General features: G+C 41.7%; 21 protein-coding genes. 16 read left to right on the top strand and 5 right to left on the bottom strand.

Going from position 1 to position 25,144, the window contains the following annotated elements; genetic code table 11:
- Positions 1 to 178: 178 nt before the first annotated feature.
- On the bottom strand, positions 179 to 580 hold the full coding sequence (locus tag ACS72_RS18640; RefSeq protein ID WP_228156246.1) for a hypothetical protein: 402 nt from the start codon (positions 578 to 580) through the stop codon (positions 179 to 181).
- A gap of 147 nt (positions 581 to 727) precedes the next feature.
- On the opposite strand from ACS72_RS18640, the gene ACS72_RS03695 reads away from it, so the two are divergent.
- The 5 genes from ACS72_RS03695 (at position 728) to ACS72_RS03675 (ending at position 5,105) form a co-directional block, all read left to right on the top strand.
- Positions 728 to 1,456 (top strand): HesA/MoeB/ThiF family protein, encoded by a 729-nt coding sequence (locus ACS72_RS03695; RefSeq protein ID WP_171249840.1) that lies wholly within the window; start codon positions 728 to 730, stop codon positions 1,454 to 1,456.
- Between the two features lie 57 nt (positions 1,457 to 1,513).
- Positions 1,514 to 2,812: an AarF/ABC1/UbiB kinase family protein gene (locus tag ACS72_RS03690; protein ID WP_048881259.1), complete on the top strand. Its 1,299-nt coding sequence runs from the start codon at positions 1,514 to 1,516 to the stop codon at positions 2,810 to 2,812.
- Positions 2,813 to 2,960: 148 nt separating this feature from the next.
- Positions 2,961 to 3,341, top strand: coding sequence for a dihydroneopterin aldolase (gene folB / locus ACS72_RS03685; RefSeq protein ID WP_005222405.1), 381 nt, complete (start codon positions 2,961 to 2,963; stop codon positions 3,339 to 3,341).
- Entirely contained in the window at positions 3,298 to 3,744 is a 447-nt protein-coding gene (locus ACS72_RS03680) for a 2-amino-4-hydroxy-6-hydroxymethyldihydropteridine diphosphokinase (protein WP_048881258.1), read from the top strand. Before folB ends, ACS72_RS03680 begins: the two co-directional genes overlap by 44 nt.
- A 659-nt stretch (positions 3,745 to 4,403) precedes the next feature.
- Positions 4,404 to 5,105 carry a DUF1003 domain-containing protein gene (locus ACS72_RS03675; RefSeq protein ID WP_048881257.1) on the top strand — a complete coding sequence of 234 codons (702 nt, stop codon included), beginning with the start codon at positions 4,404 to 4,406 and terminating at the stop codon, positions 5,103 to 5,105.
- Positions 5,106 to 5,194: 89 nt separating this feature from the next.
- Here ACS72_RS03675 and coq7 read toward each other — a convergent pair whose 3' ends face one another.
- Positions 5,195 to 5,830, bottom strand: coding sequence for a 2-polyprenyl-3-methyl-6-methoxy-1,4-benzoquinone monooxygenase (gene coq7 / locus ACS72_RS03670; RefSeq protein ID WP_004815744.1), 636 nt, complete (start codon positions 5,828 to 5,830; stop codon positions 5,195 to 5,197).
- 3 nt (positions 5,831 to 5,833) lie between these two features.
- Positions 5,834 to 7,150 (bottom strand): MFS transporter, encoded by a 1,317-nt coding sequence (locus ACS72_RS03665; protein WP_004892970.1) that lies wholly within the window; start codon positions 7,148 to 7,150, stop codon positions 5,834 to 5,836.
- 176 nt (positions 7,151 to 7,326) lie between these two features.
- Between ACS72_RS03665 and ACS72_RS03660 the strand changes: the two genes are divergently transcribed.
- The 3 genes from ACS72_RS03660 to ACS72_RS18135 all read left to right on the top strand — a co-directional run bounded on the left by ACS72_RS03660 (position 7,327) and on the right by ACS72_RS18135 (position 14,945).
- The gene (locus tag ACS72_RS03660) at positions 7,327 to 10,080 is read left to right on the top strand and encodes an autotransporter assembly complex family protein (RefSeq protein WP_048881256.1); all 2,754 of its coding nucleotides are present in this window, start codon (positions 7,327 to 7,329) and stop codon (positions 10,078 to 10,080) included.
- A gap of 38 nt (positions 10,081 to 10,118) precedes the next feature.
- Positions 10,119 to 14,636 carry a translocation/assembly module TamB domain-containing protein gene (locus ACS72_RS03655; RefSeq protein ID WP_048881255.1) on the top strand — a complete coding sequence of 1,506 codons (4,518 nt, stop codon included), beginning with the start codon at positions 10,119 to 10,121 and terminating at the stop codon, positions 14,634 to 14,636.
- Between the two features lie 159 nt (positions 14,637 to 14,795).
- Positions 14,796 to 14,945, top strand: a complete 150-nt coding sequence (locus ACS72_RS18135) for a hypothetical protein (protein WP_004892982.1) — start codon at positions 14,796 to 14,798, stop codon at positions 14,943 to 14,945.
- A gap of 125 nt (positions 14,946 to 15,070) precedes the next feature.
- Here the strand turns inward: ACS72_RS18135 and xseB are convergent, their stop codons facing one another.
- Positions 15,071 to 15,268, bottom strand: a complete 198-nt coding sequence (gene xseB / locus ACS72_RS03650; protein ID WP_004892985.1) for an exodeoxyribonuclease VII small subunit — start codon at positions 15,266 to 15,268, stop codon at positions 15,071 to 15,073.
- Entirely contained in the window at positions 15,261 to 16,520 is a 1,260-nt protein-coding gene (gene xseA, locus ACS72_RS03645) for an exodeoxyribonuclease VII large subunit (protein WP_048881254.1), read from the bottom strand. The genes xseB and xseA overlap by 8 nt, the downstream gene beginning before the upstream one ends.
- Positions 16,521 to 16,747: 227 nt before the next feature.
- Between xseA and ACS72_RS03640 the strand changes: the two genes are divergently transcribed.
- The 8 genes from ACS72_RS03640 to ACS72_RS03605 all read left to right on the top strand — a co-directional run bounded on the left by ACS72_RS03640 (position 16,748) and on the right by ACS72_RS03605 (position 25,119).
- A complete protein-coding gene (locus ACS72_RS03640) occupies positions 16,748 to 17,176 on the top strand; it encodes an I78 family peptidase inhibitor (RefSeq protein WP_048881253.1) in 429 nt (142 codons plus the stop codon).
- Positions 17,177 to 17,288: 112 nt separating this feature from the next.
- Positions 17,289 to 17,648, top strand: coding sequence for a hypothetical protein (locus tag ACS72_RS03635; protein ID WP_004892990.1), 360 nt, complete (start codon positions 17,289 to 17,291; stop codon positions 17,646 to 17,648).
- Between the two features lie 203 nt (positions 17,649 to 17,851).
- Positions 17,852 to 18,121 carry a hypothetical protein gene (locus ACS72_RS03630; RefSeq protein WP_005222398.1) on the top strand — a complete coding sequence of 90 codons (270 nt, stop codon included), beginning with the start codon at positions 17,852 to 17,854 and terminating at the stop codon, positions 18,119 to 18,121.
- 294 nt (positions 18,122 to 18,415) lie between these two features.
- Positions 18,416 to 21,055 (top strand): bifunctional aconitate hydratase 2/2-methylisocitrate dehydratase, encoded by a 2,640-nt coding sequence (locus tag ACS72_RS03625; RefSeq protein ID WP_048881252.1) that lies wholly within the window; start codon positions 18,416 to 18,418, stop codon positions 21,053 to 21,055.
- Positions 21,056 to 21,128: 73 nt separating this feature from the next.
- Positions 21,129 to 22,052: a hypothetical protein gene (locus ACS72_RS03620; RefSeq protein WP_008304145.1), complete on the top strand. Its 924-nt coding sequence runs from the start codon at positions 21,129 to 21,131 to the stop codon at positions 22,050 to 22,052.
- 65 nt (positions 22,053 to 22,117) lie between these two features.
- Positions 22,118 to 22,312: a hypothetical protein gene (locus ACS72_RS03615; protein ID WP_228152957.1), complete on the top strand. Its 195-nt coding sequence runs from the start codon at positions 22,118 to 22,120 to the stop codon at positions 22,310 to 22,312.
- 124 nt (positions 22,313 to 22,436) lie between these two features.
- Entirely contained in the window at positions 22,437 to 23,660 is a 1,224-nt protein-coding gene (gene gltS / locus ACS72_RS03610; protein ID WP_048881251.1) for a sodium/glutamate symporter, read from the top strand.
- Between the two features lie 475 nt (positions 23,661 to 24,135).
- Positions 24,136 to 25,119 carry a sensor domain-containing diguanylate cyclase gene (locus ACS72_RS03605; protein ID WP_228152956.1) on the top strand — a complete coding sequence of 328 codons (984 nt, stop codon included), beginning with the start codon at positions 24,136 to 24,138 and terminating at the stop codon, positions 25,117 to 25,119.
- The last annotated feature ends 25 nt before the right edge of the window (positions 25,120 to 25,144 follow it).

The raw sequence follows: 25,144 nt of genomic DNA, 5'->3' as shown, positions 1-25,144 counted from the left end.
CCATTGACCATAAGAACGGCACAAAGATTTTGACCACAGAGAATTTTATAGGCTTCTTGGTTAGGCTTTTGTTTAATTTCTACCTGTTTAAAGTTGTGGGAATTAAGCAAAGCTTTATTAGCTGCTTCTTTGGCATAATTTTGTATATGCACAATATAGTAAACAGTACCTACGATTGCTATAAAACATGCATACCAAATAAATAAACGGTAATCCAAATTTCGTTCGATCTTTTTTCAATAGAAGAATTATGAATCTGAGGAGTGTAAGCCTTGTTGGTTTTTATTTCGCATCTTATTTTACGAATTATTTTAAGCAACCAATGACTACCGCCCAATTGTCTGAAAACATAGGGAATAACAATAAAGAAAATAATAAATCCTGCAAGCAGATTAATAATGTCCTGAATGCTTTTACTGAATCCCCAATAAAGCTTATCCTGAACAGACAAATTCAGCACTGCCAGGTCTGCACCAAACATCCCAAGAAAGCTGGATAAATATGCCTGTCCAATCATAAACAATAATACTGAGATTATTGTTACAATGATGGCTGCATCCAGAGAAAAATCTAATTTCATTATTCTCAAAATTATTGTTATTCATGAAATTATTAAAATGAATTCTCTCGATGAAATCAATGAAAATCTGATCTTTTCTTCCTATCTGATACGGACGGTATAGTGGTAGACGCTTTAAACACTGAATTCGAACTCACCGATGCGGAAATGCATTTGTATGCACGTCAAATCCTGTTAGAAGGCTGGGACATCGAAGCACAGGAAAAACTAAAATTTTCCGATATTTGTATTATTGGTTGTGGGGGAATTGGCTGCGCACTCGCGGAGTTACTTGCCCGTGCAGGTGTGGGAAAAATTACCCTGATTGATCCAGACACGATTGAGATCAGTAATCTGCAGCGTCAACTCGCATTTACCCCACAAGATATCGGCTTTTATAAAGCAGAAACGCTAGCGAAACGTTTACAACAGATTAATCCGCATGTGCAAATTGATTATTATAATCAGGCAATATCTATCGATAATGCACAAGACCTGATTCAGCATCAGGATTTGGTTTTGGATGGATGTGATCAATTTGAAACCCGTTATCTGGTGAATCAAATCTGTCGACAGTTTGATGTAGCATTGATCAGCGCATCTGCGATTGGTCTACAAGGCCAACTGTTTATGGTGGAAGGTGATTCTGCCTGCTATAACTGCCTTTTCCCGCAAGAAGATCAAACTGATACAGCCATGCGCTGTGCGGATTCTGGTGTGCTGGCGACAACACCGAATGTCATGGCAAGTCTGCAAGCACATCATGCTTTGCTTTATCTGGGACTTGGAAAAATGCCATTGCGACAAAAGCTGCTGTTATGGGATGGTCAGAGCATGCAGCAACGTATTCTCAAATTTGAGAAAGAGGCGAATTGTCCAATTTGTCAGGCAAGATAGAACAGATCAGCCTGAATATTTGTTACACTCGAGAAAATTTGAAATTATGCTGACATTATGAAAAATAATATCTTCCTGGATAGTTTGCGTTCTGTGGCACGTGTCGGTGAAACTGCCGTCATTGCTGCACGTGCAGGCATCAAGTATGCGACTGAAAAACCAAGTAATGCTAAACTGATGCGTGAAACCTTTGAATCCTTAGGTTCAACATATATCAAATTAGGGCAGTTTATTGCCTCTACACCCTCTTTATTTCCTCGTGAGTTTGTCGAGGAATTTCAGGGTTGTCTAGATCAAACCCCAAGCCTGCCATTTAGCTATGTACAGCAGGTGCTGGCATCTGAGTTTGAAGGCCGTAATCTGGATGAAATCTTTGCCTCGATCGAGGGAACGCCATTGGCTTCAGCATCTATTGCACAAGTACATGCTGCCAAACTGGTTTCTGGCGAAGATGTGGTGATTAAGGTACAAAAGCCAGGTGTAGAAACCATTCTTTATACGGATCTGAACGTACTACATTGGGCAACCAAACTGCTTGAGAAAGCTGTGCCGAAAGTAAAATTTGCCTCTTTGGCAGATATCGTTGAAGAAATCAAAACACGTATGGTACGTGAAGTTGACTTTATTGAAGAAGCAAAAAATCTGGATGACTTCGTTAATTATCTGAATGTCACCAATAATCGTGCAGCGACAGCACCAAAAGTCTATCATCAGTATTCTACGCGTCGTGTACTGACCATGCAGCGTTTGTATGGCGTGTCATTGACTGATTTTGATGTAGTGAAGAAAGTGGCTAAAGATCCTTCTCAGGTGCTGATTACTGCAATGAATACCTGGTTTGGCAGCCTGATGATGTGTGAAAGTTTCCATGCAGACTTGCATGCCGGTAATCTGATGCTACTCGAAGATGGCCGTGTTGGTTTTATCGATTTTGGTATTGTCGGTCAGCTGAATCCGGAAGTCTGGACAGCATGTATGGCCTTTATGGATGCACTGCAAAATACCAATTATGATCTGATGGCAGAAAACATGCTGAAAATGGGCATGACTGCTGTTGCCATTGACACGAAAGTATTAGCCGCAGATCTCGAGCGTTTATTTAGTGGGGTAATTATGGCGGATCCACAAGAATTGCTGAGTTCCAATCCAAGTGACCTTAATGACGTCATGATGGATATGGTCGCCGTTGGTGAGCGTCATGGTATTCGCTTCCCACGTGACTTTGCCTTGCTGTTCAAGCAAATGCTGTATTTCGACCGTTTCATGCGTATCCTTGCGCCATATACCGATATCTATGCGGATCAGCGCTTACAGATGATTCAGACAATTGACCCGAATTTATTGTTGAAGCATTAATTCTAAAAGATGGATTCCTCCCAACCTCCCTTTGAAAAAGGGAGGAGCTACACGCTCATAAAAATACTTCGAGATGTAGAAGTCCCTTTTTCATAAAGAGAGACTTAGGGAGATTATTGAAGTGATTTTAAAACTCCTGAGCAGAAATATGGACGCAATTATCATTGAAGGTTTGAAGGTTGAAACAGTAATTGGCTGTTTTGACTGGGAACGTCAGATTATTCAGCCTTTAATGCTGGACTTGGTTATTCAGACAGATTTGGAACAGGCATCCAATTCTGATGCCTTGGCAGATACACTAAATTATGCCGAGATCTGTGAAATTTCCGCACAGGTAATTCAGCAGGCACAGCCAGAATTGATTGAACATGCAGCAAAGTTAGTGCTAAACGCACTTTTTACTACCTTTACAGCAATTGAATCGATTAAGATTACTATTCGTAAGCCTGCCATTATCGCGCAAGCCAATTCTGTAGGGATACGTCTTGAACGCCACCGAAACGATATTCGCCTTAGCACTGGCGAGTAATTGTCATCCTCAGCAACATTTTCAAGCTGCACAACAACGCATTTCTACTTGGGGAGAAGTTCAATTCTCTCCCATCTATATTATTCCGTGTCGTGACGGGATTGGTGAGAATTACTGGAATTCAGCATGTCTATTACAGGTTGAAATGACAGTTGAAGAAATGCTTCAGCAGCTTAAACAGATGGAAGCGGATTCAGGACGAGTGCGTCCCTCACATCAGATCAGTCTGGATATCGATCTGATTGCCTGGGGCAGTGATTTAAGTCAGATGCAGTTTAATCCCAAAAAGTTACCGTTGGCTTTAGATGTCAAAATTCCAATGCATGAGATCTGGTCACATCCGGCATTTGAATATGACCATCAACTCCAGTACCCACAGGTTAAACTTAACGCAGTGCTATAAATCCTGATGTTAAACCTTGTGCAAAATAGGGTTTAAAAAGAGGAGTGGAAGCATATGCTGGTATATTAAACGAAGTTTTTTCTAGGGTTAAACCTTTAGCAGTTGTGCTGATGTGTAGCACATGTTTTGTCGGTCTAAAACGGAGTTGCAATCAGATTAGTCCCTTATAAAAGCAAAAGATAACTGGTTTCATAAATTAGAAAATTGTCAGATATATATGCTAGTTTAACGACTGTCTAAAGAAAAGCACGCCGATTATTTTTTCTTGTTGTAAAAAATAATCAGTAGTACGGTAATAACCGCTAATATGACAAGAATTATAACTGTTTCCATAACATGACCTTAATGAATATTTTTATTTTAAGCTTTTAAATTAGCCATAAAAGAATGGGAATGACCAGCAACCTTATCTATTTTATTAGCACTCCCGGAAAAAACAGGATATTTGAAGATAGTAAAATTATAACATCTATTATCAACCCTCTTCTTTAAGAAAATGTGACGGTCTATGAAGAGGTGGGCTAGAAACTCGCTTATCTATATGACCTATAAACGAATAACAGAGCTTAACTTTTATATTTGTTACTAAAATTACCAATACAAATAATAATTTAGAGCAAATTTATTGTTGAGCTGGCGTCACGATAAAGAGAATAATCATGAAAGAAAAAAATGCAACTTATCCATGCTTGGTATGTGGAAAATATTATTCCTTAAAAAATCTTACCCCGATGGGAACGGTGAGAAAAGTCATTACCGAAGAGATTGCTAAAGATATTCCAGACTGGTCACCTGATCATTATATTTGCCAGGCAGATTTGATCAAATATCGCGTACAGTATGTTCATGCATTGTTAAAGTCTGAAAAGGGTGAAGTCACTAATCTTGAATATGAAGTGATCAAGAGCATGCGCCATCATGAGCTGATTACTAAAGATGTAGAAGCCTCGTTGGAACAAAAGTGGACTTTTGGTGAAAGATTGGCTGATAAAATTGCTTCTTTTGGTGGAAGCTGGTCATTTCTGATCTGTTTTACTGTTTTTATTACTTTCTGGATCGGAATGAATACGATGGTTATCGTAACCAAACCGGTTGATCCTTATCCCTTTATTCTTTTAAATCTGATACTTTCCTGTATTGCAGCGATTCAGGCACCGGTCATTATAATGAGCCAAAATCGGCAAGAAGCCAAAGACAGATTACGTTCCCAAAATGATTATCAAATCAACCTCAAAGCTGAACTTGAAATCCAGCATTTACATGAAAAACTCGATCATCTTCTTCAGCATCAGTGGGAAAGACTGGCTCAGATACAGGAAATACAACTCGATCTGCTTTCCGAGATGAGTAAGAAGTATTGAGTATAGGAGCTTAAAAACTTTGTAGTATTTACTTGATTGAATATGCATAAAAAAAGCCCACATCAGTGTGGGCTTTTCTAGCTTAGTTGTTAAATATAATAACTGGTCTTGGTCATTAATTTAGAAATGCCGGTCATGGCAATTTTGACCGGTAAAGGCAGATCTACACCACCCGCTGCTAATGCTGTATCACGATGATGCAATTCATCTTCATTCATCTGTTCCAGAATACGGCGTGAACGCTCATCATGCGGTGGTAACTGGCTGATATGGTGTTGCAAATGCAGGCTGACCTGACGTTCTGTTTCAGCAACAAAGCCAAGGCTGTATTTGTCGCCAGCAATTCCGGCAATGGCACCCATACCAAAAGAAAGACCGTACCAAACCGGATTCAGCAAGCTGGTATGACTCTCTAATTCTTTTAAACGATCTTCACACCAGGCCAGATGATCCTGTTCCTCAATTGCTGCCTGTTCCATTTCACGACGGACATTTGGCAGTTTGGCGGTCATCGCCTGACCATGATAAAGCGCCTGTGCACAGACTTCACCACTGTGATTCACCCGCATCAGACCAGCAACATGACGAGCATCAGAAACCGCCAGTTGGCTATCAGTATTTTCAGCAGGATTAGTGCGCTGTGCAGAAGTCGTACCTGGGACAAGACTACGTAATGCCTGGTCAAAAGAATGAATGAGCTTATCGACACCTGTAAATTGACGCATGCATTAATCCTCCAATGATGCTTGTGCAGAGTTGATCATCGGTTTAAGGCGCAGTAATAACCATAAGGTAAATATGCCGCTTAAGACCGCTGTAATACAGAAAAGTATTTTAAGATCAAACTTTAAGACACTTAAAATAATAATCGAGAATATAGCAGAAGATACCATGAAAACTGCATTCAGAATGTTATTTGCTGCAACCACCCGTGCACGATGTGAGCGGGGAGAGTGTGCCTGCATCATGGCATACAGCGGAACAATATAAAAACCACCACTGATACCCAATAAGGTCACGGCAAACATCACATGGTAATAGCTCCAGCCCTGACGGAATACATCTGCCAGACCCAGCAATTCGCCAGTACGCTCAGGTATAAAGGCCATGCTGACAGCCAGATAAATAGCAAAGACGGTCAGTCCAACTGCACCAATTGGCACCATACGAATATTAACTTCAGTCCCACCTAATCTACGGCACAGATAAGATCCCAAGCCAATCCCGATCGAGAAGAAAGTTAGCAGTAAACTTGCAACATTTTCAGAAGCATGCAGGTTCTGCAGGGTCAGTTGTGGAATCTGGGTTAAATAGGTCGCGCCATAAAACCAGTACCAGGAGTTACCAAGCAGAATCAGAAAGATCAAAGGCAGGCTTTTGGCATATTTCAGGGTTTGAAAACTGGTACGGAAAAAGTTCCAGTCAATTTGAATATCAGGTGCAGGAATGCTTTGCTTTAAAATAAAGCGGCTTGATAAATAACCGAGGATGGCAATAACCACTACGGTTAAGCTGATCCAGAGTAAATTGCCAGCCGATGCTGCAATCACCGCACCCCCCAGAATCATACCGAATAGGATCGCCAGGGAAGTTCCAGACTGAAAGAGTGCATTACCTGACATCAATTCCTCTTTCTTCAGCACTTCTGGCAAAATTGCATATTTAATCGGACCAAAGAAAGTCGATTGCGTTCCCATTAAGAACAGCGCAAACAGTAGAATCCATAGATTACCCATCAGGAAACCGATAGTACCGAGAATCATCACCACGATTTCCAGGATCTTTAAATAACGAATCAATTGGGAACGTTCATATTTATCGGCAATTTGTCCGGCAGTCGCAGAAAAAATAAAATAAGGCAAAATAAAGAGTAATGCAGCAAGATTATTTAAGGTGCTAATGCCCGCACTTTGCTGAATCCATCCATAGGTAATGACCAGTAATAATGCCTGTTTAAATACATTATCATTTAACGCCCCGAAGAATTGCGTCAAAAACATGGGTAAAAAGCGACGAGAGCCTAACAAATGTTCGTTATTGTTCATATTGGACGTGCTACATTAAGATTTATTAAGAAATGTCAGTGATGCGTGAACATCTTGAAAAATCATGTAAGATACCTTTGACCACGGAAATGGCAAAATCCTATAGATTCAAGTTTCTTAGCTTATATTTTTCGGTCAAATAATCAATTAAAGAATGTATTTGTTTAGAGTTTGCTATGCCTGCAAAAATAAAATTTAAAGAAACGGTACTGAGTCAGAGCATGAGTCCACTCATATCTGCACCTACAGGCAGTCGCTTGTGCATGAGTATTTTCTTGATGATGTTGGCCCAACATGGCATGGCACAAACTCCAGAAACGGAAACGCCCGTGGCAGTTTCGCAGGCAGAAATGATTGATGAACTGTCTAAGCAGGCGGTGCAACAGGGGGTAGCTAATTCCGAAGAAGAAGCTGCCGAGAAAATTGAACAGGCTTTGCAGCCAGAAAATGAAATAGACAGCCTGGAAATGCTGCAACAGCAGGAACAGCAAGGCGCACAGCTGGATGTATTTAAGCCGATCGAGTTTGAAAACCTAGAAGAATTACCGGTTCAACCGATCGATCAGGCAATGGCGGATGAAATTTACCGCGTGGCTGAGCAAGCCAAGCAGGAAGCACAAAGCTATCGCCAGACCCAGCAGACAGAAACCGTAGTTGCCGATATCAGCCAGCAGGAACTGGTAGAAATCAATCAGGCACCAGTCAATGTTGATCAGCTGATGCAAAGTATCCAATCTGACAGCCAGATCATTGTGCAGGCGAATGAAACAGGCAGTACCTTGCCGGAAATTCCTCCGCAACAACTTACGCCGGCAGATGACAAGAAACCGAATATTTTTAAACGACTCTTTTATAAAATTCGTCCGCCACGCCAGATCATGACAGCTAGTGTGCCGCGGATTGATGCAGACGTGGTTATACATAATGATGAAAGCAGTACTCAAACGAGCAATGGATTAAGTTCGGCTGCACGTATACAGGCCTATGAAAACCTGGCAGAGAATATTGAAAATAAACTATCGAGTTTCACTCAGGAATCCTTTAGCGATTTCCCATCCGCATTGCCACAATTGCGTAGTCTGTCTAACCAGGCTGCTCAGGCAGTTGGCTTCTATAATACCGAATTCCGTTTTGAAAAACTTTCTGAATCACGTGTTAGGGTGCATGTGACTCCGAATGAGCCAGTCATTATTCAAAGCCAGAATCTAGAATTTACCGGTGCTGGCGCTGAGCAACCACAGTTCCAGGTGATTAGTGTATTGCCAGATCAGGAAGTGGGTGATGTGTTTAATCATGGTGAATATGAAAAAACCAAGGAGCGTATAGTCGAAGCGGCGAGTAATAACGGCTACTTCGATGCGCACTGGCGGCTGCATGATGTCAAGGTCGCACAGCCACAGAATACGGCAGAAGTAAATCTGCGTTATGAAACTGGCGATCCTTATAAACTCGGACCGGTGACCTTCCGGATGAGTGATCCGGATGAGGAATTCCCGCTAGATCCAGATATCTTGCAAAGTCTGGTGCCTTGGGAAGATGGTGCCGATTACCGTTTCTGGCGGGTAAACACACTAGCCAATAACCTGACCAACTCACGATATTTTAACTATACCCTGGTTGATGCGGTGAAACCGGACCCAGTCGAAGCGGAACTTGAACTGGCGCCTGATCTGCAATTGCTGGTCGATCAGCAAAAAATCTCTGAAGGGGTTTTGGCCCAGGAGAAAAAAGCCGAGGCTTCTTCCAGGGAAGTTACCCAGAACGTGGTTGATGAAAGCCAGTTTGCTGGTAGCCGTGAGGAAGAAAACCCAGATGTACGCGCCATGCGTACTGCGCAGGAAACCAAGGCCAATGAGCAGGAACGTTTAAAAGCCCAAGCACGTGAAGAGAAAGAGATTCCGGTGATTGTGACTTTGAATGCTGACAAGAAAAACAGCGCTGAAGTCGGTCTAGGTTATGGAACCGATACCGGGACACGTCTACGAGGTCAGTACCGCCGTGCCATCGTTAACAAGCGTGGACATTCTTTTGATGCCAACCTGGAGCTTTCAGGAATCCGTCAGTCTATTGATGGTCGCTATAATATTCCATATAAACACCCGCTCAATGATTACATCAGTATTGTCGGTGGTTATGAGCGTGAAGAACGTGATGATGTTGCACAAGGTGATGGACTATTGATCGAATCTGCCGTAATTGGTGCTGATCGTTATATTAAAAATCCACGAGGAAGCTGGCAGCATACTTATGGCGTACGTTACCGTTTGGATCAATTGACTCAGGATGGTACTGTGAATGCGGATGATATTCCGGATGCATTCCTGGTCAGTACTGCAGAAACTCAAGAGTCTTTATTATTCGGTTATGAAGTTGCTCGTACTACCAGTGACCGTCGGGTAAACCCAACCAAAGGCTTTAGACAGACCTATAAGATTGAACTGGGGAGTGAGGCGCTGTTGTCCGATGCTGATATGGCGATTGCCAATGCTGGCTGGCGCTTTATCTATTCACTGGGTGAAAATGCTGATCATCAGTTTGTCGGTCGTGCCGATGCAGGCTATATTTTTACTGAAGATTTTACCAAAGTACCGTATAACTTAAGATATTTCACCGGCGGTGACCAAAGTATTCGTGGTTTTGACTATAAGAGTCTGTCACCAGAAATCGATGGCTTTAAAGTAGGTGGACAGGCCCTGGCCATTGGTTCCTTGGAATATAATTATCAATTCAGGGAAGGCTGGCGTGCGGCAGTATTTGCAGATGCCGGAAATGCCTATGACAAGGACTTTAGTAATCCGACTGAATATGGGGTAGGTCTCGGCGTGCGTTGGGCATCGCCAATTGGTCCGATTCGTATTGATGTGGCCTCAGGCATTTCGGATGATAACCATCCAATCCGCGTGCACTTCTTTATTGGCTCACAGCTATAAAACAAACTGATTAAAAATTTTAGATATTTGGGAAGAACATGGTCGAGAACCAGCAACCACAAGAAGCAGAGCCGGAAAATACGCCTTTACCTAAAAAGCGCCGTATTTTAAGAAGCATCTTACTGTCGGTGCTGTTTTCTATTCTGTTTTTACTCGCGGCACTGGCGATCATGTTCTCGACGGATCGTGGCAGCAAGTTTTTACTGGATCAGGTACTGCAACGTCAGCAGATTATTCATTATGAATATGAAGGCGGTAATCTGTGGCGTGGCATTATTGTGCGCAATGTGCTGGTGACGCTCAAATCGGTTGATGTCAAAATTGACCGTGCCGATGTCATTTTAGGCTGGCGGGCAATTCTTAAACGGGAAATTCATTTAAATAATGCAGATATGCGCAATATGCAGGTCATTAGCAAGAATCCGCCAAGTGATAAGCCGTTTTCTTATAATGATATTCGTTTGCCATTTGTATTGCGGGTCGATCATCTGGATCTGGATCACCTGCTGATTAAAACACATAGCTCTTCAGTTGATTTTTATGATGTGGTGATTAATGAGGGACTCTGGTCGGGAACCAAGCTGACCTTCGAAAATTCGCGCATGAATATGGGCTATCTGTATGTTTATGATGCCACAGGTGATATGGACTTCCATGGTAAATATCCACTGAATGCGACTGGCGTACTGAATATTCCATCATTAAATAATAGCCTGAATATTCGTGATATTCGTATAGCAGCCCGAGGCACCTTAGAAACTATTGAAGCCGGTGTTGCCACCTATACGCCAGACTTGCTGACTGGCTGGGCCGTGATTCATCCGATGAATTCACATGTGCCGATGTTTGGTAAACTTAAATTTGAGCAGTATCACTGGCCAATATTGGAAGATCAGAAACTATTCTCCAAAGATGGTATGGCGGAATTTAATGGCGATATCAAAAAACTGAATATTAATCTCAATACAGACCTGAGCGGCAAGGATATTCCGGAAGGCCAGTATAATGCCATGATGCATACCGATCTGGTCAATCAGCTGAATATTACTGACTTTAATGGACAATTAATGAAAGGTGCAGTCAGTCTGGCAGGTATGGTCGGCTGGCATGATCAGGTGACCTGGGATGTGTCTGGCCGTGTGAATCGTCTTAACCCTAAAGATAAAGTGATTCCACAGGTCGTGCAGGACTTTCTGCCACCAAGTCTGGATGGAAATATCGCTTCTAAAGGGACATTGGAAAAAGGTTTACACCTGACAGCGCTGGTTGATTTCGATCGTTATGAAACCTGGAACATCAAGCTGGATCAGAACGAAGCGAAAAATAAAAAAGCCCAGCCGATGCTGATGAATGTGGCATGGAAGAATATCGACCGTGCAGTGCCTTATGTAGGCTGGTTAAAGAGCGAATCCGGAGATGTAAATCTGGCGCTAACTGAAGGTCAGCAGGACATCTTTGTGGCAACGCAGGTGGCTGCCCATGAGCAGGGTATACTGCCAAGGGGTATGTATCAGGCGAAACTGAATCTGAAGAATAACATTCTCAAAGTGCCAAGCTTTAGTTATGCTGCGCAAAGTGGTGGCCTCACCGGTAACGCCGTAGTAGAACTGCCGGATAAAAAACGCCAGTTAAAATGGAGTGCTGTGCTAAATGCCAAAGATCTGAATACGCAGGCACTGGCAGCAGCATCACCAGTCGATCGCCTCAATGGTCGCGTTACAGCGAGTGGTTATGCCAAGCCAAATCAGCAGATTATCAACTTAAAAGCGATCGATCTGACAGGACGCCTTACTGGTCAAAATGAAACAGTGCGACTGACCGGTAGCAGTACGGCAGCATTGTTATTCCATGATGAAAAACGGGGCGGTGGCTTCAAGGGCTATGCAGTAAATTATGATGGCAATTTAAATGCCAGCCAGTTCGCTGCAAGTAAAGGTCTACTCAAATTCAAGGTATCCGGTACACCTGAATTATTGAAAATCAATGAATTCAGGCATGATGGTATTGCGGGCAAGATCAATGCCAGTGGTCTGGTGAATCTGGCGAATGGTTTTGGCTGGGATATCAATGCTTCACTGGTTCGCTTTAAGCCACAATATTTTGCGTCCAGTGTCAAAGGTGAGCTATCGGGAAATGTGAAAACCCGTGGCGTATGGTCAGATGCGTTGAAACGTATTCAGATTGAACGTCTTAATCTTGCCGGAATGCTGAATAACAAGCCGGTACGTGGTAGAGGTAATCTGTCGATGATTATTGATAACAAACAGAGCGGATTTGTACCACAGCAGTTTGAAGCCAATAATCTGTTCCTGTCTTATGCCAGTAACCAGATTCAGGCAACCGGTAATGCACAGAATCTTCAACTCAAGGTGAATGCGCCAGCGCTCTATGAGTTATATCCAGGACTGCGTGGTCGTGCATATGGTTATATCAATATGCAGGCGCAGCCACGTTTGCGTGCTTCAACCAACCTTGCAGTCGATGATTTTGCCTTTAATAATCTGTTTAGCGTGCAGAAAATCCGGGTACAAGGCCAGTTGCCGACTTCACAAAGCACACCAACCCTGCTCACCGCAACCATGGATAACCTGCGTAGTGGTAATCGTCAGATTACCCGCGGTGAAATATCTCTAGCTGGGACACGTGCAGCGCATATCTTAAAAGTTCAGGCAGAAAACAAACTGACCAAGTTTTATGTACAGTTGGCCGGTGGTTTTAATGCACAAAACAATTGGCTGGGGCAGATCCAAAATGGTGATTTCGATTCTCTGCGTACGCGTCTGGTACAGCGTCAGAATGCTTCTGTAATCTATAACACAGCACAGTCAGATCTGTTTGTCGGTGCGCATTGCTGGATGAGCCAGCAAAGTCAGTTGTGCTTTGACCGGCCAATACGTGTCAACAAGACACGTGGTAGCGTTTCATTCCAGACCCAGAACCTAGATCTGAATGATTTCAGTGCGTTCATGCCTGAAGGGCTGGCAATTACCGGTAAGGTCAATGGCTACGCGCGTGCAACATGGGCGCAAGGTGCGAAACCGAAGATTGATGCCCGACTTGTCACCCGAAATGGTGTGGTGGGGCTAGCCGCTGAAGATCCGCAATATCTGGGTCAGACCCTGAAATATGATGAAGTTGGATTGGTCGCGAAAAGTGTTGCAGATGGCTTGCAAATTCGTCTGGATGTGAAGACACCGGATATTGGAACGGGATATGCCAATGTCATTATTGATCCATATCGTGACAGTAAACCGATGCGTGGCGAAGTCGCTTTTAACGAAGTACAGCTGAAAGTATTCAAGCCATTTATTCAGGATGTGCGTACACTGGAAGGCACCTTGTCTTATGCTGGCAAGATTGGCGGTACATTAACCCAGCCATTATTAAACGGTGAGATTCGCGTAAAAGATGGGGCGATCAGTATGATTTCTCTGCCAGTGAATCTGACCAATGTGCAACTGTATTCATCTGTACGTCAGGATTCTGCGACAATTAATGGTGCATTTAACAGTGGTCGCGGTGTAGGCCGCTTGACTGGTTCGGTGGACTGGAAAAACGATCCACGTGTTCAGTTACGTCTCAAAGGTGAAAATCTGCTGATACGCCAGGCACCACTGATTACAGCTGTCGTTACCCCAGATTTGGCTTTGGACTTTTATCCATTTAACAAGAAACTCAGCCTGAATGGTTCAATAGAAGTTCCACGTGCTTTGATTTCCATGCCGGAAGCGTCTAAACCGGTCGTTAATATTTCTTCAGATGTCCGTGTCGTACAGGAAGGTCAGGATCAGCTGGCAATTCTAAGATCAGCACGTCCATGGGATATTCGTGCTGATGTTGCAGTGTCACTGGGTAATCAGGTGATCTTCCAGGGCTTTGATAGCCGTATTCCATTGATTGGACGTGTTAACCTGTCTCAACGTGGTTTGGAAACAGCGATGCGTGCCAATGGTGCGATTGGTGTGTCCCAGCGGGTAAAAATCGAGGCGTATGGTCAAAGTCTGGATCTGAACCGTGCCATTGCCCGTTTTAACGGTCCATTGTCTAATCCGACCCTGGATATTGATGCCAATAAATCTGTACAAGGTAGTGTCGTAGGTGTACGTGTTACCGGTACAGCCTCAAGTCCTGCTATTCAGGTGTATAACGATGCCGGCTTATCAGAACAGGAAGCATTAAATGCCTTGATTACCGGCCGGATCAATGAAGGTAGTTCAGCATTAAGCCAGTCTGAGAGTTTCAGGTCTGATGTTAATAACACGATTGCCGCTGCGGGGATCAGTTTGGGTCTAGGTGGTACACGGGCATTGACCAATCAGATTGGTCGTACTTTCGGTTTGAGCGGTCTGGCATTGGATGCACAGGGCACAGGCGATGATACCCAGGTATCAGTCACTGGTTATATTACGCCAGATCTGTATATTCGCTATGGTGTAGGCGTCTTTACCCCAGTGAATAAACTGACCTTGCGTTATCAGATGAATCAGCGTCTATATCTGGAAGCGAGTCAGTCTCTCGAACGAGCCATCGACTTGTTCTATAACTGGCGTTTCTAAAAGAAAAAAAGCCCTTCAAGTGAGGGCTTTTTTTTAATTGTGGAGTTGAAGCAACTCTTGTCTTTTTAAAATGATAAAGATGTATAACATTTCTAGCCTTGATGTTGGGTTCCAATCTGTCATATCTATGGGTTAAGCATATTGAGTAAAGGAACACATATGACCAATCTATCAGAGCAATCAGATAAAGATGTTACGCCACATAAAGAATCCAACGATGATAAAGGCAATCAGGCTTCTTACAAGAATGTTAAGCCTGAGAAAAAACCCAATGCAGAGCCTGAAAATCCCTTGAGAGAACAAAAATAGAATCTTCTCATCTAAAAAAGCCTTCTTCATGAAGGCTTTTTATATTAGAAAAATAGCCTAAGTTCTATTTTAAACTTTATTACTTGCTCTAAGACATAAAAATAACAGGAGATTAAACTTAAAGTTTATTCCTTAAAAGTGTCATCTAATGCTTGCTGTACTGCATCGACACGTGTTTTACAGGCTTTATAGGCTGCCATGGATTCCTCAACAATCTTCATTAGATTATCAATATCCGGTTCCTGCTGGGCATCCAATAATTCCGCATTCCGTTTCAGAATTTCATAGCCTTCTTTAAAGCTTAAAGTATTGTCATTATTCATGTAGATTTACCTGTGTGATATTGGCTACAAAAGTTCCATCTTGCATTTCGACCTGAACCTCACTTTCAAGTTCATGGACGGAACGCACAGCATGACCTTGTTGACGGACGATGGCATAGCCTTTGGAAAGTACTGTTTTCGGATTCTGGATCAGCGTTTCACGTAACAAGGCTTCAATCTGTTGTTGTGCAATTCGGGTTTGCTGGCGGGCCAAATTGCTGATATTAGATTTCAATTGAGTAACTTCTTTGAAAGCATCCGAGACTTTGGCATTGGCAATACTTTGAATCAATGTCATCAATTGATCATTCTGGTTTTGATAGGCCTGAATCTGCTGCCGGGAACTACGCTGAATAATTTGCAGATTGGTAATGACATCCTGCACACGCTCCACAATATGATTGCGAATCCCAGCGATGACTTTACTCGGGGTATCAAAGGAGCGATGTGCAATTTCATCTAGAATGGTTCTGTCTTTTTCATGACCAATACCAACCCAGATTGGCACACTACGCTTACACAGTAGGGCAGCCAGTTCATAATCATTCAGGTAGGCCAGATCATTGACCGCACCACCACCGCGGATAATCACGATTAAATCAGGCGCCCTTGTGTAATCTTCTGCCCACTGTTTCAGCCCTTGTGCCAGGCTCTGGCGAATACTTTGCGGTGCAGTATTTCCCTGAAAAGTCGCCGAGTGATAAACAAACTCACATACCTGTGCATCCGCTAGTGCATCTGCATCCTTTTTAAAATCCCCTAAACCAGCAGCATTTTCAGGAGCAATCACCAGAACCCGGTTTAGGTCGAATGGTGTCGGTAATTGCCGGTTGCGTTCAATCAAACCTTCTGCCGTGAGTCGTTGTAGGATTTCCTGATAACGTCTGGCGATATCACCGAGGGTATAACTGGAATCCATTTCAACAATATTCAGGGAAAAGCCATATTGCGGATCAAAACTGGCTTTGACCTTAATCAGAACATTTAAATCACGACTTAACTCAATCCCGGTTTCCCGTTCAAATGGGGTCACAATTTTCTGTGCAGCAAATTTCCAGATGGTGGCACGGCAACTGGCAATCACCTGATCATTGTCTGGATCTTTTTCTGCCAGTTCCAGATAGTAATGACCTGCCTTGATATTCAGGTTGCGTATCTCTGCCTTGACCCATACCGGTGTATCGAAAGTTAGTTTAACCACCTCCTGCACGGTAGAGAGATATTCCTTGAGCGAGAATTGGGGATCTTGCATAGCCGCAGAAAAGTTTAAAATTCAAGCAAATTTTAGCTTAAACCTGCATATCACTCAAACCAGATTACTAAGTATTCTTGTGGCTTAATTGCAGCAGGGCAATATAAAAGCATCATGATTTATCGCTGATAGTAGCTTCAGCATTGATTTACATACATTTAGATAAACTTTCTTGAGTATGACTATGTTAAATTAAGTCGGAATGGTCCTTTAGAAGAAGATCGCCAATGAAAAGAATCATGTATCTGGGCATGTTGATCGCCCTATTAACAGGATGTGCAGCACAGCAACCAGAAGAAACACCGCGTATTGGCATGCCGAATCCTGCCAGTGCTTATTGTGTGGATCAAGGTGGGAAGCTTGATATCCATAATGAAGTGGATGGTCAGGTGGCCTATTGCCATCTGCCAGATGGTAAAGTGGTAGAGGAGTGGGCATTGTATCGTAGCAATCAGGACATCTGCCTGTCTGAAGCAGCACATAGTCTGATCGGTCAGTCTGGTCTGAGTGAAGCGCAAATCAAAGCCAAAACCAAAGCTAAAATTGTGCGTATGATACAACCGGGACAAGCAGTAACTATGGATTTCCGTGAAGACCGTGTTACGGTCACCGTAGATCCAAAAACTGGAAAAATTGTTCAGTCCAGCTGTGGTTAAATCATTTTGACAACAAAGCCCTGTAGAGGGCTTTTTTGTTGCAGCCGGACTTGGCAAATTAAATGACAAATGCGCTGTGATCTTTTATATTGCCCTGCGTAAGGAGAAGTTCATGAAAAAGTTATTTGCTTTATCTGTTTTGGTGGCTTTGGCTGGCTGTGCTGAAAAGAAACCACTCACCCCTGAAGAGCAGTGGCAAGGTTATTGTCGTAGTGTGGGCAATGCTGCACGCAGTATCATGCTGGACCGTCAAAATGGCATTGAGAAAGAAAAAGCTGTTGAACATGCCAGCAAGGTTGAAGATGAAACCACCAAAGCCTTCGTCATGACCATTATTGATGACGTCTATAAAATGCCATTGGATGAAATCACCAAAGATGTGAAAGAATCGCGTGAAAAAATCCGTGCCGAATATACTGAAAAATGTATTGCGACACCGCATGACGAATTGCCAGATTATAAACCGTTCTAAGGAACGGTTTTTTATAGCTTTGCCATATTCAAATTATTTTATGCAAGCATGAAGAAGTTATTTATCTGACTGCTGATTTCTTATAAAAATAGCCTAAGCCCTTTGTACAATTTGTGACAAATTCTAAATCTAAAATATAGCAATACTTATCTAAATATCGAATAATGAAAATATCTCCAAAATAATTAGAAAGGAGCAACATTATGAACGTTGTGGGATATTTACATCATGCAGATCTGTTGCTCGAAGATGAACAGGGCATGGCGATCATTGGTGGTGGAAACTACGTGCTGAGCGTTGGTGATAAAGTCAGTTTAAAACGTATTCTTGATCAAAATAAAAAACTCTATCTGGTGCATATTTCCTTTGCCAGTAATAATCATAACGGCACCTACGAAGACCAGTGTGTACTTAAATTTGAAGGCTGTCGTGATGCATTTAACCAATATTTGAGCACAAGCACAGTACACTAAGGTGGAGTATCTTTTTTCTTATAACTCAGGCAACATTCGTGTTGCCTTTTTTATAAGTGAAATTCAGCTAAAAGTGCTCAATTGGAGCTTAATTTATGCAAGAAAACAGATTTTTGATTATCAAATAATCATTATGCACATCATTTATTTACAAAATAATGAGCATCACAAAGAAACACTTTACTTGCATTAACTTTTAACTGGAATTTTAGTAAAATTTGAGAGTCCATATTATTTGTGAAGCTTTATAAAGTAGGAATTCACAGATAATTTTTTAAAAAAGAGGAATAAACCGTGCTAGAAGCTTACCGCCAACACGTTGAAGAACGTGCTGCACTCGGAGTCCCACCGAAGCCACTTGACGATGCTCAAACTGCTGCATTAGTTGAATTATTAAAAAATCCACCAGCGGGTGAAGAAGCATACCTAGTTGACTTGCTTGAAAACCGTGTTCCTGCAGGTGTTGACCAAGCTGCATACGTAAAAGCTGCGTTCTTAGCTGCATTGGCAAAAGGCGAAGCGACTTCTCCACTAGTTTCTAAAGAACGTGCGGTTTACTTACTGGGCACTATGCTTGGTGGTTATAACGTTGCTCCTTTAGTAGAACTTTTAGACGACGCTGCACTAGGTGAACTTGCTGCAGAAGCGTTGAAGAAAACTCTTCTTGTATTTGATGCGTTCCATGACGTTGCCGACAAAGCACGTGCAGGCAATGCAAATGCGAAAGCAGTTCTTCAATCTTGGGCTGACGCTGAATGGTTCACAAACCGTAAAGACGTTCCTGAAGAAATCAAACTGACAGTTTTCAAAGTAACTGGCGAAACGAATACTGATGACCTGTCTCCAGCACAAGACGCTTGGAGCCGTCCAGACATTCCATTGCACGCAAATGCAATGTTGAAAAACGTACGTGATGGCATCAACCCAGAAGTTCCTGGTGAAGTTGGTCCATTAAACCAGATCAAAGAACTGATCGCGAAAGGCAACCAGGTTGCTTACGTAGGTGACGTTGTTGGTACAGGTTCTTCTCGTAAATCTGCAACTAACTCTGTGCTTTGGTTCTTCGGTGACGAAATTCCGCACATTCCGAACAAGAAAGAAGGCGGTTACTGCTTAGGTTCTAAAATTGCTCCGATTTTCTTCAACACGATGGAAGATGCTGGTGCGTTACCAGTTGAAATCGATGTAGCAAACATGAACATGGGCGATGAAATCACCCTGAAGATCGACAAAGCTGCTGCTAAAGTAACTGCGTTCAAAGACGGTGCTCAAATCGCTGAAGCTGAACTGAAAACTCCGGTACTTCTAGACGAAGTTCGTGCGGGCGGTCGTATTAACCTGATCATTGGTCGTGGTTTGACAACTAAAGCACGTGAAGAGCTTGGTCTTGAGCCTTCAACTCTGTTCCGTACTCCAGTACAACCTGCTGACACTGGCAAAGGCTTCACCCTTGCTCAGAAGATGGTTGGTCGCGCTTGTGGTCTTCCTGAAGGTCAAGGTATCCGTCCAGGTACTTACTGTGAACCACGTATGACTACAGTTGGTTCTCAAGATACAACTGGTCCTATGACTCGTGACGAATTGAAAGACTTGGCTTGCCTAGGCTTCTCTGCTGACCTGGTAATGCAATCTTTCTGTCACACAGCTGCGTATCCAAAACCAGTTGACGTTCAAATGCAACACACGCTTCCTGACTTCATCATGAACCGTGGTGGTGTTTCTTTACGTCCAGGTGACGGTATTATCCACTCTTGGTTAAACCGTATGCTTCTTCCAGATACTGTTGGTACTGGTGGTGACTCACATACTCGTTTCCCAATCGGTATTTCATTCCCAGCGGGTTCTGGTCTTGTAGCATTCGCTGCAGCAACTGGTGTTATGCCACTTGATATGCCAGAGTCTGTTCTTGTGAAGTTCAAAGGTAAAATGCAGCCTGGTATCACTCTACGTGATCTAGTACATGCAATTCCTTACGTAGCGATCCAAGAAGGTGACCTGACTGTAGAGAAGAAAGGTAAGAAAAACATTTTCTCTGGCCGTATCCTTGAGATCGACCTGACAGAAATGGAAACTGACCTGACTGTTGAGCAAGCATTCGAACTTTCTGATGCTTCTGCTGAACGTTCTGCTGCTGGTTGTGCGATCACGCTTTCTGAAGAGAAAGTTGCTGAATACCTACGTTCTAACATCACTATGCTGAAGTGGATGATTTCACAAGGCTATGGCGATGCTCGTACTATGGCGCGCCGTGTTGAGAACATGGAAAAATGGTTAGCTAATCCATCACTTCTTAAAGCTGATGCTGATGCTGAATACACTAAAGTGTATGAAATCGACCTTTCTACAATCACAGAACCAGTTCTTTGCTGCCCGAACGACCCAGATGATGCGAAACTTCTTTCTGACGTTCAAGGCGTAAAAATTGATGAAGTATTCATCGGTTCTTGTATGACTAACATCGGTCACTTCCGTGCAGCTGGTAAACTTCTAGACAAAGTACCTGGTGGTTCTTTATCTACTCGTCTATGGTTGGCTCCTCCAACTCGTATGGACGAACACCAATTGATGGAAGAAGGTTTCTACAATACTTATGGTAAAGCGGGCGCTCGTACAGAAATGCCAGGCTGTTCATTATGTATGGGTAACCAAGCACGTGTAGCTCCAAACACTACTTGTGTATCGACTTCTACTCGTAACTTCCCGAACCGTCTAGGTCAAGGTGCGAACGTTTACCTGGCATCTGCTGAGCTTGCTTCTGTTGCTGCTGTATTGGGTAAATTACCTTCTCCAGAAGAATACCAACAGTACGCTGCTCAAATCGACAGTATGTCTGCTGACATCTACCAATACTTGAACTTCGACAAGATGAGCGAGTATACAGATGCTGCTAAAGACATCGATACCAAGAAAATTGCTGCTGCTCAATTGGCTTAATTGATCAAAAAGTAGTTTAGAATAAGGGCTGATTTATCAGCCCTTATTTTTTTATAAATCTAAAGTTTAAATTATGAATCCATTGCATTTATTATTAATAGAAAATTTTACAAAATTAACCAATTTATTTCTTAATTTAATAAAGTTTGGGGCAGGTATAGGGGGATTGAGTTTAATATATTATCTTTTACTTATAAGTTATTTACCAAATGAGTTTGCAATTGGCGATGGATTGCTATTGTTTATGCTATCTATAGTAATTGGTATGATATGTTGCGTAATCTTTTTATTACTATGGATTCAAGGAAAATTAATATTTGATGTATTTTTTCTAATTTATAAAAAATCACCTAAAATAGTTAAAAATATTATTAGCAGGAAAGTAGCTGGAGATATTAAATTAATTATTCCTAAATTTGATAAATTTACTAGTTTTCTTATTTGTCTAATATCATTTTTTATTTTTTTAGTTGTTTCCTTTAGTCTTGAATCTGCTGAATTTTTATACTATATAATTGTATGTATTTATTTATATATCTTTTATATATTGATCTATAATATCTCTCTAGAATATAAATATTTATCTAAAATATTGAATAATAATTCTAGTATTGAAAATGCTTATGAAAAAATTCTCAAAAATAAACTTAGAGAAAGAAAAAATGCTTTATCTATTCTTATGGGGGCTTTTTTGATCATACCATTTTTAATGGGTGGTCAATATAATGTAATTGAAAAAATAGTTAACTTTTCAATGGAAAAAACTAATGTGAGAGTCATGAAAACTAGTATTTATATTAAAAATGATTTTGCACAGTTGATATTAATGAAGAGTATGGGGGGAAATAAAATAAATTATACTAGAATTAATAATGTTGATATTCTTTTTAGGGGCGGAGGTAAAAATACATTAATAGGCTTCTTAAAGAATGGGGTTTATATAAAAATGGAAGTGCCAAATGATTCTCTTTTAAACGTTTATCATGTTAAGAATTAAATTATAATATTAATATCTTCAATTATTGATGTAGATACATGCCCAAATAATCCCGCTTTCTCTGTATCGGTGGCTTCCTAAACGCAACCCAAGTGAAAGACCAAGGCGACAGTTTTATCTGTGTCGAAAATGGTAAACAGGTGACTTACCATAAAAAAGAAATCTTCCATCAAGATGCTTGGGATCACGATTATTATGTCTGTGAAAGTATCACAGACCAGCAAGCGCGCAACTGGGTCTATGATATTGCACCGCATTAATTGAATCCATTCAGGTTATAAATTAAACAATTACTAGAAACAGTAACTTGCATAACATTTCTAAAATTGATTTTTCATACTGTTTTCCTAAAACTGTATAAAAATAAAGCCAATAGGGAATGTTATGAATTATGAGATCGATGCCTTTGGCACCTTGGTGATTGCAGTATTTTTTCTTTTTATTGGGCGGTATCTGGTTAGTAAAATTGGCTTCTTTAGAAATTATAATTTACCTGAACCCGTGATCGGCGGTTTAGTCGCAGCGATTACAGCTTTTATTCTCTATAAATTTTTTAATATCAGTGCCACATTTAATTCAGAGATTCAAACCATCCTGATGCTGATGTTCTTCACCTCCGTTGGTTTAAGTGCAGACTTTTTAAAGCTCAAAGAAGGCGGAAAATCACTCTTGATCTTTCTGGTCTGTGTCATTCTATTTGTAGTCGTACAAAATGCGGTTGGTATGAGTTTAGCGACAGCACTAGGACTTGATCCATTAATCGGACTAATTGTCGGCTCGATTACTTTAACGGGTGGACATGGTACTGCCGGTGCTTGGGGTGAAGTTCTGGAAACTCAACATGGCATTCAGGGGGCGATTGTCCTCGGTATGGCAAGTGCTACTTTTGGTTTGATTATTGGCGGACTTGTGGGTGGTCCGGTTGCCAAATACCTGATTAAACGTAATCAACTGGCTGAAACAGTGGCGCAGGAAACCAATGAACAGCAACTCGATGCTAACATTAACACGGCACCCTTTGAATATCCAAAGAAGACCCGACTCATTACAGCCAGTAATGCGGTATCAACTTTGGGGATGTTCGCCCTATGTATTTTTGTTGCCAATCAGATGACAGAAATCAGTCAGGGGAGGTGGTTTGAACTGCCAACCTTTGTTTGGGCTTTAGGGACAGGGGTGATTGTACGTAACATCCTGGAGCATGTGCTAAAAGTCGATATCTTTGATCGCGCCATTGATGTATTTGGGAATGCCTCATTATCCTTATATTTATCTATGGCTTTACTGTCACTACAACTCTGGTTGTTGGCCGATCTGGCAGGCCCGCTTATTACGATTTTATTGGTGCAGACAGCAGTATTGATCCTATTTACTGCAATTGTGACCTTTAGAATCATGGGGAAAAATTACGATGCAGCGGTATTGGTGGCAGGGCAGTGTGGTTTTGGTATGGGGGCAACACCGACCGCAATTGCAAATATTCAGGCAGTAACCAATAGCTATGGTCCATCACATAAAGCCTTTTTAATCGTGCCGCTGTGTGGTGCATTTTTTATTGATATTGTGAATGCTGTGGTGATTCAGAGTATCATTGCATTTTTCGGTTAAATTTTAATACGACTTCAAAATCATACAGACATGAAAAAGCCCCATGGTTAGGGGCTAGTCGTATGCACATCTAAGGCACATACTGTAAGAGGCTCATCTCATACTGTAAGCATTAAAACATAAATCTCCAGTAAAAGATAATGAAACATCAACTGTTTAAAATGATTCAATGTAGGAACATCATTTTAATTTAAGTTTGTTCAAACTATAAAATTCAATTTAAATACTTTAGCTTAATATTGAAAATGCTTTTTACATTCTCTGCCAGCAAAGGTTCGGATACTGAGCCGTATCAATTTCAATCAAAAGGTTGAGAGAGATCATATTTCTAAAATTTAAATAAAAAGAATTGCTTTTAAATTAAACAATAACATCAAAAGTTTGCTATAAAAAGCCTGACCGAGTTCTTAGAATAGCGGCTATTTTTCAATCTTAAAGCGCATTGATGCCAACGTAAGAACAGCTTTTATCCGTCATTCATACCCAAACAGAAATTATAAAACTAGACCATGATCTGAATGCAGTCATGACACTGATTGCAGATAAAATTCAACAGATTACTGGTGCTCAAGGTGCTGTGGTGGAATTGGATGAAGGCGAAGATATGGTCTATCGCGCAGTGTCGGGCGGGGCAGCACATTTATTGGGTTTACGCCTTGCAAGAGAGAATAGCTTGTCCGGCTTATGTATCGCAGAAAACCGTATTTTATATTGTGAAAATGATCCACGGGTAGATCGTCAAGCCTGTCATCGAGTCGGCCTACGCTCTATGGCAGTCGTGCCTTTAATTCATGCCAATGAAGTGGTCGGTGTACTTAAAATCTATTCTGATCAAGTTGCAGCATTTAAACTTCGTGATTTAAAATTATTAAACTTGATGTCCGAAACATTTGCCGCAGCGATGTATCATGCCACCAAATTTGATGCACAAGTATTATATAAAATGGCAACTCAAGACAGCCTAACCGGACTTGCCAATCGGGCATTATTTTTAGATTGTCTACGGCAACGCATGAGCTTGGCGGAACAGCAACAGCAATCACTAAACGTTTGTATGCTGGATATGGATAGACTGAAATCGATTAATGATCAGTATGGGCATCGAGTAGGAGATGCAGCATTAAAAGAAATTGCAACACGACTAAAAGCAATACTAGACGATGAGGTTGTCATAGCTCGGCTGGGTGGGGATGAGTTTGCACTTATTTTAGACATGAATACTGACCGAAATCAGGCACTATTAACGATGCAAGATATTTCTCAAGCCTGTGATGCAGTTTTTAATTTTGAAGAAATGAGCTTACAGATTGGTTTAAGTATCGGACTGGCAGTTTATCCTGAAGATGGTGTAGAAATTGAGACATTATTAGAGTGTGCCGATTTACGCATGTATGCGCAAAAACACCAACGTAAGCAACAGGGCATAAATAAAAACCATCAGGTCGGGTTACAGGCCTGATGGTATAAATCAACAAGTTGAAAAA

This window comes from Acinetobacter sp. VT 511 (genome assembly GCF_001077515.1).
GTDB lineage: Bacteria > Pseudomonadota > Gammaproteobacteria > Pseudomonadales > Moraxellaceae > Acinetobacter > Acinetobacter schindleri.
The sequence above is the reverse complement of the archived record's forward strand: the minus strand, read 5'-3'. Positions and strand labels throughout refer to the sequence as shown.

Bases quoted from the DNA above. Each gene is read 5' to 3' on its own strand.
- ACS72_RS18640 (WP_228156246.1), bottom strand. From the start codon at position 580: ATGAAATTAGATTTTTCTCTGGATGCAGCCATCATTGTAACAATAATC.
- ACS72_RS03695 (WP_171249840.1), top strand. From the start codon at position 728: ATGCATTTGTATGCACGTCAAATCCTGTTAGAAGGCTGGGACATCGAA.
- ACS72_RS03690 (WP_048881259.1), top strand. From the start codon at position 1,514: ATGAAAAATAATATCTTCCTGGATAGTTTGCGTTCTGTGGCACGTGTC.
- folB (WP_005222405.1), top strand. From the start codon at position 2,961: ATGGACGCAATTATCATTGAAGGTTTGAAGGTTGAAACAGTAATTGGC.
- ACS72_RS03675 (WP_048881257.1), top strand. From the start codon at position 4,404: ATGAAAGAAAAAAATGCAACTTATCCATGCTTGGTATGTGGAAAATAT.
- coq7 (WP_004815744.1), bottom strand. From the start codon at position 5,830: ATGCGTCAATTTACAGGTGTCGATAAGCTCATTCATTCTTTTGACCAG.
- ACS72_RS03665 (WP_004892970.1), bottom strand. From the start codon at position 7,150: ATGAACAATAACGAACATTTGTTAGGCTCTCGTCGCTTTTTACCCATG.
- ACS72_RS03660 (WP_048881256.1), top strand. From the start codon at position 7,327: ATGCCTGCAAAAATAAAATTTAAAGAAACGGTACTGAGTCAGAGCATG.
- ACS72_RS03655 (WP_048881255.1), top strand. From the start codon at position 10,119: ATGGTCGAGAACCAGCAACCACAAGAAGCAGAGCCGGAAAATACGCCT.
- ACS72_RS18135 (WP_004892982.1), top strand. From the start codon at position 14,796: ATGACCAATCTATCAGAGCAATCAGATAAAGATGTTACGCCACATAAA.
- xseB (WP_004892985.1), bottom strand. From the start codon at position 15,268: ATGAATAATGACAATACTTTAAGCTTTAAAGAAGGCTATGAAATTCTG.
- xseA (WP_048881254.1), bottom strand. From the start codon at position 16,520: ATGCAAGATCCCCAATTCTCGCTCAAGGAATATCTCTCTACCGTGCAG.
- ACS72_RS03640 (WP_048881253.1), top strand. From the start codon at position 16,748: ATGAAAAGAATCATGTATCTGGGCATGTTGATCGCCCTATTAACAGGA.
- ACS72_RS03635 (WP_004892990.1), top strand. From the start codon at position 17,289: ATGAAAAAGTTATTTGCTTTATCTGTTTTGGTGGCTTTGGCTGGCTGT.
- ACS72_RS03630 (WP_005222398.1), top strand. From the start codon at position 17,852: ATGAACGTTGTGGGATATTTACATCATGCAGATCTGTTGCTCGAAGAT.
- ACS72_RS03620 (WP_008304145.1), top strand. From the start codon at position 21,129: ATGAATCCATTGCATTTATTATTAATAGAAAATTTTACAAAATTAACC.
- gltS (WP_048881251.1), top strand. From the start codon at position 22,437: ATGAATTATGAGATCGATGCCTTTGGCACCTTGGTGATTGCAGTATTT.